The organism is Bacillus sp. TH25 (genome assembly GCF_016650935.1).
GTDB classification, from domain to species: domain Bacteria; phylum Bacillota; class Bacilli; order Bacillales; family Bacillaceae_G; genus Bacillus_A; species Bacillus_A mycoides.
Genome location: NZ_JAEKEU010000009.1, coordinates 711051 through 723864, shown reverse-complemented (window position 1 = coordinate 723864; position 12814 = coordinate 711051). Strand labels below are relative to the sequence as shown.

At 37.7% G+C, this 12814-nt stretch carries 10 protein-coding genes and 1 pseudogene; 10 read left to right on the top strand and 1 reads right to left on the bottom strand.

Translation table 11 applies throughout. The features are described 5' to 3' along the window. Positions 1-2 precede the first annotated feature (2 nt). The 9 genes and pseudogenes from katB (at position 3) to JFT89_RS08230 (ending at position 9922) form a co-directional block, all read left to right on the top strand. The gene (gene katB / locus JFT89_RS08265; RefSeq protein ID WP_002064215.1) at positions 3-1469 is read left to right on the top strand and encodes a catalase KatB; all 1467 of its coding nucleotides are present in this window, start codon (positions 3-5) and stop codon (positions 1467-1469) included. Between the two features lie 60 nt (positions 1470-1529). Beyond that, positions 1530-1770: pseudogene (locus tag JFT89_RS08260) on the top strand (hypothetical protein). Between the two features lie 808 nt (positions 1771-2578). Then, positions 2579-2929: a YtxH domain-containing protein gene (locus tag JFT89_RS08255; protein ID WP_016094559.1), complete on the top strand. Its 351-nt coding sequence runs from the start codon at positions 2579-2581 to the stop codon at positions 2927-2929. Between the two features lie 56 nt (positions 2930-2985). Continuing rightward, complete coding sequence (locus tag JFT89_RS08250) at positions 2986-7575, top strand: cation-translocating P-type ATPase (protein ID WP_016094558.1); 4590 nt, start codon at positions 2986-2988, stop codon at positions 7573-7575. Positions 7576-7588: 13 nt separating this feature from the next. After that, positions 7589-7891 carry a hypothetical protein gene (locus tag JFT89_RS08245; protein WP_002087012.1) on the top strand — a complete coding sequence of 101 codons (303 nt, stop codon included), beginning with the start codon at positions 7589-7591 and terminating at the stop codon, positions 7889-7891. Further along, complete coding sequence (locus JFT89_RS08240; protein WP_016094557.1) at positions 7881-8114, top strand: hypothetical protein; 234 nt, start codon at positions 7881-7883, stop codon at positions 8112-8114. Before JFT89_RS08245 ends, JFT89_RS08240 begins: the two co-directional genes overlap by 11 nt. A 52-nt stretch (positions 8115-8166) precedes the next feature. Then, positions 8167-8847, top strand: a complete 681-nt coding sequence (gene ytaF / locus JFT89_RS08235) for a sporulation membrane protein YtaF (protein WP_080001738.1) — start codon at positions 8167-8169, stop codon at positions 8845-8847. A 20-nt stretch (positions 8848-8867) separates the two neighbouring features. Then, positions 8868-9104: a hypothetical protein gene (locus JFT89_RS30615; RefSeq protein WP_002149873.1), complete on the top strand. Its 237-nt coding sequence runs from the start codon at positions 8868-8870 to the stop codon at positions 9102-9104. A gap of 176 nt (positions 9105-9280) precedes the next feature. Beyond that, on the top strand, positions 9281-9922 hold the full coding sequence (locus JFT89_RS08230; RefSeq protein WP_002064224.1) for a DUF1232 domain-containing protein: 642 nt from the start codon (positions 9281-9283) through the stop codon (positions 9920-9922). 120 nt (positions 9923-10042) lie between these two features. Here JFT89_RS08230 and JFT89_RS08225 read toward each other — a convergent pair whose 3' ends face one another. After that, entirely contained in the window at positions 10043-11278 is a 1236-nt protein-coding gene (locus JFT89_RS08225; RefSeq protein WP_016094555.1) for an ammonium transporter, read from the bottom strand. A gap of 156 nt (positions 11279-11434) precedes the next feature. On the opposite strand from JFT89_RS08225, the gene JFT89_RS08220 reads away from it, so the two are divergent. Beyond that, entirely contained in the window at positions 11435-12796 is a 1362-nt protein-coding gene (locus JFT89_RS08220) for an alpha-amylase family glycosyl hydrolase (RefSeq protein ID WP_016094554.1), read from the top strand. Positions 12797-12814: the final 18 nt, after the last annotated feature.

Genomic DNA, 12814 nt, shown 5'->3' with positions numbered 1-12814 from the left:
TGATGAATCCAAATAATCGCTTAACAACAAACCAAGGTGCTCCAGTTGGAGATAACCAAAACTCTCGTACAGCTGGTCGCCGTGGACCGGTATTGTTAGAAGACTATCATTTAGTAGAAAAACTTGCTCACTTTGATCGTGAACGTATTCCGGAGCGTGTTGTGCATGCACGTGGTGCAGGTGCTCACGGTGTATTCGTAACGAAAAACAGCATGAAGCAATATACGAAAGCAGCGTTTTTACAAAATGAAGGAAATGAAACACCTGTATTCGTTCGTTTTTCAACGGTTATTCATGGTCAAGGTTCTCCAGAGACAGCTCGTGATCCACGCGGGTTCGCTGTTAAATTTTATACAGAAGAAGGAAACTACGATATCGTAGGTAACCATTTACCTGTTTTCTTCATTCGTGATGCAATTAAATTCCCTGACATGGTGCATTCTTTAAAACCAGCACCTGATACAAATGTTCAAACGCCAGATCGTTACTGGGATTTCATGACGTTAACTCCAGAATCAACACATATGATGACATGGGTATTTTCTGATTACGGTACACCAGCAAGTTATCGTGAAATGGAAGGTTTCGGCGTCCATTCATTTAAATGGATTAATGCAGAGGGCAAAATCGTTTATATTAAATACCACTGGAAGCCACAGCAAGACGTACGTAACTTAAGTGCGAAAGAAGTGCAAGAGGTACAAGGGAAAGACTTCAACCATGCAACTCGTGACTTATTCGATGCAATTGAAAAAGAGAACTATCCGAAATGGGATTTACACGTACAAGTAATGGAACTAGATGAAACGGACTCTTTAGACTTCGATCCACTAGATCCAACGAAAGTATGGCCGGAAGATCGCTTCCCATTAATCGAAGTAGGGACAATGACGTTAAATCGAAACCCGAAAAACTTCTTTGCAGAAGTAGAACAAGTGGCGTTTTCTCCAAGTGCAACTGTAAATGGTATTGAACCATCTGAAGATAAATTATTACAAGGTCGTTTATTCTCTTACCCAGATACACAGCGTTATCGTCTTGGTGCAAACTACTTACAAATTCCTGTAAACTGCCCATACGCAGCTGTTCGTAACCAACAACGTGATGGTGCGATGCAAATCGATCAAAACCCATCTACAATAAACTACGAACCGAGTCGCCATACTGAAAACCCAGTTGAAGACCCAACTTACCGCGATTCAACTATGAAAGTAGAAGGCTATGTATCTCGTGAAAAAATCGAGAAACCAAATGACTTCAAACAAGCGGGTGAGCGTTACCGTTCATTCTCTAAAGAAGAGCAAGACAACTTAATTGCGAACTTAGCAAATGATTTAAAAGACGTAAATGAACGTACGAAATTATTAGCTGTTTGTAACTTCTTCCGTGCAGATCAAGAGTACGGAATGCGTTTAGCAGGGGCGTTAAATGTTGATATTACGCAGTATGTAGGTAATGTTCCGAAGTAAATAGGAAAAGACGACCGGGTTTCGGTCGTCTTTTTATTTGTAGTGTTTGCTATTATAAAAATGTTTATAGCAATCGGGAAACAAGGTGATGAGCGCGCCACGTTTATAAAAAATAAAGCGATGGCTGAGACGTATCAAATTTGCGATGGGGTTAATGGTACTTGAGATGATCCCTTTCATTTATCATCGGTTTAATGAAACGGTAGGGACGCCGTTTAATCCAGTTCGCTTTTTAGCTGTAATAGCGATTGCGTTTCTTATTATATTAAGCCTGAATAAAAGTAAGTACGGTGATTCATAAGTTATGCAGATGTATTTCTCGTTTGAGTTACGTCGAATTGTGCAGATAAATCGATATGTTGTGTCGAAAAGTCGATATAATAGAAGGAAACGATCGATATATTAAAAAATCGTTGATATATTTTCTATAATACTAGATGGGGTATACACGAGTGTAAGTGCAAATAAATTATATGTATCAATTTCGATATATAGCAAAAACGATAAATGTAATAATTACCTTTTATTTAATAAAACTAAGTGGCCTGAGTTCTGCATCAATAGGAACTCAGGCTTTTTTATGCGAAAAATTTATGAAGTCTTTTTGGAATAAAACTTAGGACAAGAAAGAGTGCGATTTCACCTAAAATAGCGACAGTAATATTGAATAAGAAGGTGCGGAAATTTACAGTGATGTGATTGAGGATAGCGTATTTCCAGTAGGAGAAGCTCATGAAAATCACTCCTTATAGTGTTTTTTTTATAGTATATAAAAGTTGTTTCGTAAAAGTGCATGTCCTTGTTTATAATTTGTAAAAATACAAAATGAATTCTCAACAAAATCTCAACAATTGAGTAAGAAAAGTTTATGGAATATATTACTTATCCCATTACGTAGAAATAGAAGTATTTACAAAATAATTTTCAGAATTAACATAAAATTTACAAAAAACTAATAAATTGTTGAAATAATACAAACGAAAATATATACTCTTTATATACTTTTTACAAAATAAGGGATGTGATGAAATGGTTTACAAGGTTACTTAATTGTATATGAGTTGTTTGTTTTAAAGATTCAAAATAACTTTAAGTGAGGAGAAATGAATATGTTTCGATTTATGAAATCTCCAATTGGTATAGCGATTGGGGTAGCAGCGGTTATATTGGCATCACCAAAAGCGAGAAAGGGATTACGAAAACTTGCAGTAAAAACAGTATCAGCTTTTCTTGGTGCGAAGGAACAAATTCAAAGTGCTGGTTCAGAAATGGAAGAAGCTTTGCCAAAAGTGAAAGAAGCGGCACGTAAAGTAGCTGTGAAAACAGTATCACCAATTATAGGAGCGGTCGAAGCTGTTCCGAATACAATTTCTAAATTCCAGGAAAAATGGTTTTCTCGTGTAAATGCGTATCATTCTGAGCAAAATATAGATTATGAAAACCTGCCTGTCACTCCTTAATCATTCCATGAGTAATACAGCTTTTTACTTCCTTCAAGACGATAAGGAGGATGGGGATGCAAAGTAAATCATTAAAAACGAGATTTATACGATCGTTACCTGGAAGAATTCGAATTGAAATTTATAAGTTAAAACACAACAAGAACATGGCGAACTTGATATTAGACCGATTTAGTCAAGCGGAAGGTATTTATCAAGTAAGTCCCTCTATTTCTACAGGAAGAGCCCTTATTACTTACGATATCAACAAGACCTCTCTACATAACATTTGCAAAATAATTCAACTTATAGAAGAACAAGTGACCAAGCGAAAGAAAACTAGTACAAATAGCAGTGAAGAAAAGAAGGAATTAATAGATTATTCATCTAGTGTAGTTCCTCGTAATAATGACACTGTTCATAGCAAAAAGGATGAAGGTGTGCCGTTACCGTTAGCACTTTCAGTTGTTGGGTTAGGTGCTTTCGGCATAAAACAATTATTTATGGGTAGATCTGCCTTAGCTAGAAGTCCTGGTCTTTTTTATGTATCTGGAGCTTTATCTGTTGTGACGGGTTATCCGTTCTTGAAGCGAGGATTCAAAAAAATGGTTGCTAGCAAAAAGGTGAATTCTGATCTTGTGCTTGGTGTAGGAACACTTGCACTTGCGCTGGCACGGGAGAATATTGTCGTGCTTGCCGGTCTTAGTCTATTAAACTACTTAAACTGGAAGCGTAGTCAAGCAAACATAAACGAAGAAAATGAGGCGTATAAAGAAAATCTCCTTTCTCCGGAGATTAAAGCCTATAGTGAAAAGCAATCAAAATGGGGAATGATTTTTGGTGGAGCAACTTGGGCTTTCACTAGAAACCCTTTGCGCGGAATGGCAGTTTTATTAGCTGCTAATCCGAAACCAGCTGTCTCATCGGCAGAATATGCGTGGCGACAAGGTGATCTTGTTGCAAGAGAAAGAGGATATGTCATTCCGAGTGGTGGGTCGTTATCGCAATTGTCTCGGACAAAAACGATAGTATTGGATGATACATCTCGTATATTCCAGGTCTCAGCAGAGGGAATGAGTTGTATTTCACAAGATGAAAATGACGGGCAAGTTTGGTGCACAGCCGCTTCTCTTATTGAAAAAAGTGAGCATGTTTGGAAAGAAGAAGTCGTGCAAGAGGCGGCGAAAACTGGAAGAACGTTAAGAAAGGCGTTTGAAGTTCAAGTAGAGAATGAAGGGATAAAAGGTGAAATTCAAGGGATAACTTCCTTTTTCGGAAGTAAAGATTTTGCCGAGCGAAATGGTGTAGATATAAGTGCGTATGAGCTGGAAGCGAAGAGACTTGAAAAAGAAGGTTTTCAAGTTCAGTTCGTCGCTAAAAATAAAAAATGCTGCGGTCTATTAGTTGGATCGAAGGTTACCATTATTCCTGAACTCAAAGAAATAGTCAATGGGTTACGTAAAAATAAGTGGAGTATAGGCGTTTTGCAAAATAGTTTACATGTAAATCGTAACATTCTTTCTCAATATGGTGTGGATGATAGCTGGCAGCAGGGTGATGCTACCAAACGGGTGGAATTGCTTCGTTCAAATGGAGAAGAGGTATTATTTGCATCGGATCATAATAATGATTTTCCGTCTATACCGTTTGAAGAAATAAAAAATATCCCACAATCTACAGCGTATGCAAACCGAATCAATAAGTTGGTGAATGAGCATTTCCGCGCAGCGAAAGTGTGGAATGTGGTGGGAGAGATGTTAGCAGTTTGGTCTATATTCACAGCACCTGTAATCGCCTTATTTGCAAATGCTTTATCGTTAACGTTCTTATCTAGGGCGAAAAGAATGAGTGAGAAGATATTTTCCTATGGAGAATTGTCGAAAATGGTTTCTTCTCAGCAAAAAGTGATTCCTGCTAAACAAGATCAAATTCCGTGGTATACATTTAATCAAGAAAAAGTGATGAATAGATTACAAGTTGAGAAGCAATATGGATTAAGTGATGCACAAGTAAATATGCGAAAAGAAGAATACGGAATGAACCAAATTGAACCGAAACCGTCAGTTCATTGGATTGTATCGTTTATGGGGCAATTTAAAGAATTTACATCGCTTATTCTACTCGGAGCAGCCGGATTATCTGTTATATCTGGTGGTTGGTTTGATGGATTAGCGATGGGGACAATTCTCGTTGTAAATGCAATAATTGGGACGCTTCAAGAGCGGAAGGCGGAAAAGGTAGTTGAGGCTTTAAATCAATTCCGAGCTCCTGTTTGTAAAGTAATACGAGAAGAAGCAGAAATAGAAATATCAAGTAGCGAACTCGTTCCAGGAGATATTGTCTGCCTGGAAGCGGGAGACCGTGTACCTGCTGATCTTCGCGTTGTTAACTCTTGGAACTTAGAAATTAATGAAGCGATGTTAACGGGAGAGTCACTTCCAGTTGAAAAGAAAGCGGACGCTATGCCAGAAGAATGCTCGTTAGCAGAGCGAAACAATATGCTCTTTATGGGGACGTCTGTAACACGTGGTAAAGCGGTAGCAATTGTAGTAGAAACAGGTATGTGTACAGAGATGGGCTATATGATTTCCTTAATGAAAGGGGAGGAAACAGAGCCTACGCCATTGCAGAAAAAGGTGACATCTATTAGTAAAACATTTATTAAAGGAGCATTTGTAGCTGGTGGTCTTGTACTTATGGCGGGGCTACTAAGGGGACTGCCAATTACGCAAATGATCACGACGTCGGTTGCTCTTACTGCCTCTGCTGTTCCAGAAGGGTTGCCAATTATGATCACAATTGCTTTAAGTGCGGGTATATTCCGTATGCAAAAGCAAAATGCACTCGTTCGGAAGCTTTCGAGTTTAGAAACGCTCGGTAGAACGACGGTAATTTGTTCTGATAAAACGGGAACTCTTACGAAAAATGAAATGACGGTTAAAGTAATTGCTACGCCGAATCGTTTATGGAGTGTAACGGGTGATGGGTATGAACCAGTAGGGGCGATTGCTGATGTAACTTCATCTAAAGTTGCTGCTGCTGTAGATACGGATATAGAAGAGGCTACTTATTATGAAACGGAAAGCATGCCACTAGAAAATCCGGATTTATCTCGTATTCTTCAAATTGGTGTCCTTTGTAACAATAGTAAATTAGAGCAGGAAGATGACCTATGGATTGTGAAAGGTGATCCGACTGAGGGAGCTTTATTAAGTTTGGCTTCTAAAGCGGGTGCATTACATGAAGATATGGCGTCATTTGAACGTCATCATGAAGAACCCTTTGATTCAGAGACGAAAATTATGAGTGTTGTTTGTAAAGAGAGTAATGCTGAAGAGTTATATAAGTTCTCGAAAGGTTCTGTAGAGGCAATTCTTACTCGTTGTAAATGGTATCAAGATAACGGTCAAATATATCCGTTATGTGATAAGCAAAAAGAAGTTATTTTACAACAAAATGAAGAGTTTGCAAAACAGGCATTAAGAGTATTAGGTTTCGCATACAGCAATGGCGAAAGTGATGATCTTACTTTTGTTGGATTAGTCGGTATGATTGATCCGCCAAAACCTGAAGTGGAAGAGAGTATTCGTGAAGCGATTGAGTTAGGTGTGAAGCCAGTAATGATTACGGGAGATCATCCGACTACGGCGATTTCGATTGCGAAACAAACTGGAATTTGGAACCGTGAAGATCGTGTTTTAACGGGATTAGAAATTGATAACATGGCAGATGAGGAATTAAAAGAAGTTGTGAAAAGTACATCTGTTTTTGCTCGTGTGACTCCGGCTCATAAATTACGAATTGTAACTGCCTTCCAAGCTGATGGTCAAATCGTCGCGATGACTGGAGATGGTGTAAATGATACACCGGCTATAAAAAAGGCGAATATCGGTATTGCGATGGGGCAAACCGGAACAGAAGTTACGAAAGAAGCCGCTGATTTGATTTTGAAGAAGGATCATTTCGGTTCAATTGTTGAAGGGGTAAAAGAAGGTAGAACGATCATCGGAAATATTCGTAAAGCAGTTGGTTGTTTATTAACGGGGAATTTAGCGGAAGTGTTAGTGACTAGTGCTGCTGTTATTGCAGGAATGCCAATTCCGTTAGTGCCAATTCAAATTTTATTAATGAATCTTATTACCGATGCTTTACCAGCGATGATTTTAGCTGTAAACCCTGGAAACAAAACGAAGCAAACGAAACGCCAAGATATTGTTGATAAAGATTTGTACAAAAAAGTTGTGACAAGAGGAGTATTGCTTGGGGTAGGCTCGCTCGCTGTATTTGGTATTAGTTTAGCAGTTGGAGTGCCACTTCCAGTAGCACAAACATCAGCATTTGCGGCTTTAGTTGCTGGACAGCTCATTCAAACTTTCTCTTGGAGACAAGAGGGATCGGAAGAAACGATGCGTGATTGGTCAAAAGATCGTTTCTTTATTGCAGCGTTAGGAACGTCTTGGCTCGTATTGTTATCAGCTATATATGTACCGCCGTTAGCTCGTATATTCCATACCGTTCCGTTAACACTGACGCAATGGATACCTGTTCTTCTCGTAGCGGGTACAGTATCTCAAATCTCGAAACCTATTATTAATTTAGTTTCATATAAGAATAATAATCTAGTAAAACCGGTAGTCTCTGAATCTGCATTATTAAAAACAGTGTAAAGGAGCAATGAAAATGATACGAAAAGTTGTTATTGGATCTACTTTAGCGTTAGCAAGTGCGGCTTTATTACCTGTCGTAAGAAATACACTTCGTCCGCTTGTTGAATCAGGAGCAAGAGGTGTGAAGTCTACTTTTGAAACAATTAAAGAAGAAGTGGAAGATATTATTGTGGAAGCGAAAATGGATAGAATGCAAAAGCAATTTGAGAAAGAACTTTCTTATGTGGAAGATGACACTACTGATGAACAAGAAATTATAGAAGCGGCAGCTGAACAAGCGCAAGATGAAGAGGAGGAGATTAAGCATGATGCATAAAGCTGTAGAAAAAGATGTAGATTATCATTTGGAAAAAGCGTTAGAGCATTTTGAGCAGGCATTAGATTTAAGTGTAAAAGCGGCATCAGAAAATAAAGCGATGCAAAAAGAGATTTCTAGTAAAATGGGATCTTTTACGGGAGATATTTTTCAATCCGTTCGTGAAAAAGGGAAAGTAAATCGCATGAATATAATGAAGTGGTTCACTCTGCCTCGTTTTTAAAAAGAGCTGTTAAGTGGAAGGAATATAGGGAGTTATTTTCTCCCTTATTCATATTCCATGCTATGTATGTCACGTTAGTTTCCGGAACGTTCAACAATACGAAGGGGTGAACGAAATGGCAGCATGGATGATGGTATTAGCACTAACATTTTCATCAAGTATTGACAACTTAGGGGTAGGGATTTCTTACGGCATTCGAAATATAAAAATTAGTCATCTATCAAATTTTATTATTTCGGTAATTTGCTTTTTATTTAGTGTAGTAGGAATATATTTTGGCTTATGGCTGTCAAAAATTTTACCTGGGATTATGCCAGTTGTAATCGGTTCGTTCTTATTAGTTATAATCGGCCTCCGAATCATTTTACTAGCAATGCCTCGGAAGGTTTCGGTGCAAGAGACTGAAGGCGAAGCGGCGGACGCAGAAATAAATGGCTTGACGAAAAATATCGGTAAATCTGGGGAAATCGGTTTTACAGAATCTATTTTTCTTGGAATTGGTTTGTCTGCTAATGCGCTCACAAATGGATTAGGAGCGGGTTTATTCGGTTTGAATCCAATTGCTATTTGTATTGCAGCTGCAGTGGGTAGTTTTATTACAGTATGGGGCGGAGTTGCATTAGGTAGAAAGATAGCTCACGTTCGCATCGGTAAATTCACTTTAGGTCAGTTTGGTACATTGATTAGTGGAACATTATTATTAGTTATTGCGTTTGCTGCATTTTTTGATTAATTCATAGAAGGTGAGTGAAATTGAGATTACTGTATAAAAGGCTAAAGTACTCGGAGTTAGAGTCGGAATTACAATTAGTAGAAAGTGTTTTAAGTTCAGGCTATTTTATTTTATTGGATTTAATCTTTGTATCTTTCTCATTAACGGTACTAACCTTTTCGCTACATCATTCATTTTTTATAGCAATTGTTACATTCGTGAGTTCTTACGTAATTTGCGGTAGTGTATTTTTATTATTGCGGAAATGGTTAAAATGAGTTAAAAAGCTATCTTAAATTTTTAAGATAGCTTTTTTGTTTACAAAATGTAAACATATAAAAGACTTCTATCTTGTAAATAGTCAAAAAAATTTGTTAATATGAATTGTATAGAGGTTGTAGTTATTTTTCTTATAATAACTATGGTTATTCTCGTGAATAAAGGGGAATGAGATATGTCTCAAGATAATGAAAAAAGTAATCTTGGATTGTTGTTGAAAAAGTTACTTAAGGAAAAGTCTTTATCGATGCGAAAACTTAGTTCGCTTACTGAAATTGATACTGCTACCATTTCAATGATTGTGAATGGCAAGCGAAAGGCGAATCCAAAGCATTTGCAAAAGTTCGCAGAGAGCCTTGATGTTCCGGTTGGTGATTTGTTTGTGGCGGCAGGTTATTCTATTGATACAAAACAGGAGGAACAATCTGATATTCATGTTTCCATTAATAACATTGAGCATTTACTTGAATCCGCCCAGCTCTATGATCAAAAGTTTAGTATATCGAATGTAGAGCAGCAATTGGCGAATTATGAACAATATTCGCAAACGGAAGAAGGGAAAGAAACGATTGAAAAGGGGTTTCTTGAAAAGATTCAAAAGGTAAGCAGTATTGGCCCGTTTATTAATGATTTAAAAGAATTGTACGAGAGATTTATGAAGAAGAAGGGAACGACTGCAGAACTTGCTTTAATGGGAAGTGCGCTGATTTACTTTATATTATCGGTCGATGTAATTCCGGATTATATATTTCCAATCGGTTATTTAGATGATGCGGTTGCGGTACAACTCGTTTTAAATGCACTAATGAAAAGGTAAGATGCTTATATGAATAGATAGATAAGGATATTTATATGCCAATAGTTTGGGATAATTGTATCGTTATGAATATACGAAAAAGGTGTACCCCGTGTTAGAACGGAGTACACCTTTTTCGTTTTAATTTGCGGATTTTTCTACATACTCATAAGCTTTCTCGCCGTGCATCGAAATATCAAGTCCCATATGTTCCTCATGCTCATCTACCCGAACAGGGAGGAAAAAGTTAATGGCTTTAATAATGGCGTACGTCATTATGATCGTGAATGCATATGTTGCCCCGATTGCTACAAGTTGTTTAAGTAGTAACGCGGCATTTCCGTAAAATAAACCGTTAGCACCATCACTGTTTACAGTAGTAGTTGCAAATAGTCCTGTCGCAATACCGCCCCAAGTTCCTCCGATGCCGTGGCATCCAAATGCATCGAGTGTATCGTCGTATCCGAACTTGTTTTTTAAGAAGAAGACAGCTCCGAAGCATAATATACCGCCGATTGCTCCGATAAGAAGAGCGGAGAAAGGTGTAACGAATCCACAAGCCGGCGTAATTGCGACTAAACCAGAAACAACCCCGGAAGCAGCTCCCATCGCAGTCGGTTTTGATTGGAAGAACCATTCAGAAAGCATCCAAGTTAGAGCTGAGGCAGCGGCGGCTATATTTGTATTAATAAATGCGGTTAAAGCTACGTCATTTAAAGATAATGCACTACCGACGTTGAAACCGAACCAGCCGAACCAGAGTAAGCCTGCGCCTAACATTGTAAATGGTAAATGATGAGGGGAGGTACCGCTTATGTTTTTTCGTTTTCCAAGGAAAATAGCTAATACAAGACCAGCAACGCCAGATGTGATATGAACGACATTACCACCAGCGAAGTCTAACGCACCGAGTTCTCTCAGCCATCCGCCAACGCCCCATACCCAATGAGCGACAGGATTGTAAACGATTGTTGTCCAAAGAAGGATAAAAATAAGAAAGGCAGAAAATCGCATTCTTTCGGCGAATGCCCCTGAAATTAAAGCGGGAGTTAAAATAGCGAACATGAGTTGGAACATCATAAATAAATTGTGAGGAATAGTAGATGAGTAGTCTGGGTTTGGTGCGTAGGTAACTCCGTTTAGACCGAACCAATCGAGATTGCCGATAAGTCCGTGCCAATCTGGCCCGAATGATAAAGAATAACCGATAACAATCCATTGAATCGAAACGATAGCCATTGCGCTATAACTGTGCATTGTCGTGCTGAGTACGTTTTTACTGCGAACCATACCCCCATAAAAAAGTGCCAATCCTGGTGTCATCAACATGACCATTACTGTCGTTACAAAAATAAAAACTGTATCTCCCGTATTCATTCTCTCTCCTCCTATGATGTTAGAAAAAATAACATCTATATGTTATGTTTCATATCATATCCGAAATAAAAAGAAAAATCAACTAAAAATTCAGAAAACTTTTAAGGGATGTTAGAAAACCTAACATGATGTATTTTGGAGGAATAAAATCAACGTATGCGATTTGCTCTGAAAATTGGTATAATATTCTTACAATTGGAAGTTTGGGGGATGCGTGTGAAAAAAATATGGACTAAGGAACTATTCATTTGTTTTTGTTTAGCTGTTATTTTGTTTGTACCAGTACATACTTTTGCGGAAGAAAAAAGGGAATGGCGAGATGAAGTTATATATTCCATTATGATTGATCGCTTTAATAACGGAGAATCGAAAAATGACAAACAGTTAGACGTTGGTAATTTAGAAGGGTATCAGGGCGGAGATATACGTGGGATTATAAAAAGATTGGACTACATAAAAGAAATGGGATTTACTACTATTATGCTTTCGCCACTTTTTGAAAGTGAAAAGTATGACGGGTTAAGCGTTCGAAATTTTCAAAAAGTAAATGAACATTTCGGAACAGAAAATGATGTGAAAGAACTTGTAAATGAGGCTCACAAAAAAGGAATGAAAGTTGTCTTTCAATTTCCGTATGAAGAAAATGAACAACAATTAATAGACTCGATGAAATGGTGGATAAAAGAAGTCGATTTAGACGGAAGTTATGTGATACATAGTGAAAAAAAGCCGCGTGCTTTTTGGGATGAAGTGCAAAAGGATTTGCAGAAGGTAAAGAAAGATTTTCACATTATGACAAAGGAAGATAATGAGTACTATAAAAAAATAGTAGAGTCATTTTCAAAAGCAGATATGTCTGTGAAACCTTTATATGATGTGAGTGGAAAAGAAGAGGAATTCGCTACGTTTTTAGATAATCAAGAAACAAAGCGATTTGCACGTATTGCAAAAGAAAATATGTATTACCCGCCGTCTCGTTTAAAACTAGCGATCACTTACTTATTAACATCCCCGGGGATACCGAATTTTTATTACGGAACTGAAATCGCATTAGATGGAGGGGATGCTCCAGATAATAGACGATTAATGGATTTCAAATCTGATGAAAAGTTTATGCAGCACATAATGAAGCTAGGTGAACTTAGACAAACGAGACCATCTTTACGACGTGGTACGTTTGAACTTCTATATGATAAGGATGGAATGAGTATACTAAAAAGAAAGTATAAAGATGAAGTAACACTAGTAGCGATTAATAATACAAAAGAAACGCAAAAGGTCTCCTTACCTGTAAGTGCAATTGGTGAAAAACAAGAGTTAAGAGGATTGTTAGAAGACGAAATTATAAGAGAAGAAAACGGAAAGTTTTATCTTGTTTTAAAGCGCGAAGAGTCGAATGTGTATAAAGTTAGCGAAGAAACAGGTGTGAATTGGTTGTTTATCTCCTTAATAGTCGGTGTGAACGTATTATTTATTGCTTTTTTAATTGCGGTTAAAAAGAAAAGATCCTCTGTATAGATAGAGGATCTTTTTTTC

What these genes read in the sequence shown, in the direction of transcription:
- JFT89_RS08225 (WP_016094555.1), bottom strand. Translation starts at nt 11,278, where the DNA reads ATGAATACGGGAGATACAGTTTTTATTTTTGTAACGACAGTAATGGTC.
- JFT89_RS08240 (WP_016094557.1), top strand. Translation starts at nt 7,881, where the DNA reads ATGATGCATAAAGCTGTAGAAAAAGATGTAGATTATCATTTGGAAAAA.
- JFT89_RS08250 (WP_016094558.1), top strand. Translation starts at nt 2,986, where the DNA reads ATGCAAAGTAAATCATTAAAAACGAGATTTATACGATCGTTACCTGGA.
- JFT89_RS08220 (WP_016094554.1), top strand. Translation starts at nt 11,435, where the DNA reads ATGCGATTTGCTCTGAAAATTGGTATAATATTCTTACAATTGGAAGTT.
- katB (WP_002064215.1), top strand. Translation starts at nt 3, where the DNA reads ATGAATCCAAATAATCGCTTAACAACAAACCAAGGTGCTCCAGTTGGA.
- JFT89_RS08255 (WP_016094559.1), top strand. Translation starts at nt 2,579, where the DNA reads ATGTTTCGATTTATGAAATCTCCAATTGGTATAGCGATTGGGGTAGCA.
- JFT89_RS08245 (WP_002087012.1), top strand. Translation starts at nt 7,589, where the DNA reads ATGATACGAAAAGTTGTTATTGGATCTACTTTAGCGTTAGCAAGTGCG.
- JFT89_RS08230 (WP_002064224.1), top strand. Translation starts at nt 9,281, where the DNA reads ATGTCTCAAGATAATGAAAAAAGTAATCTTGGATTGTTGTTGAAAAAG.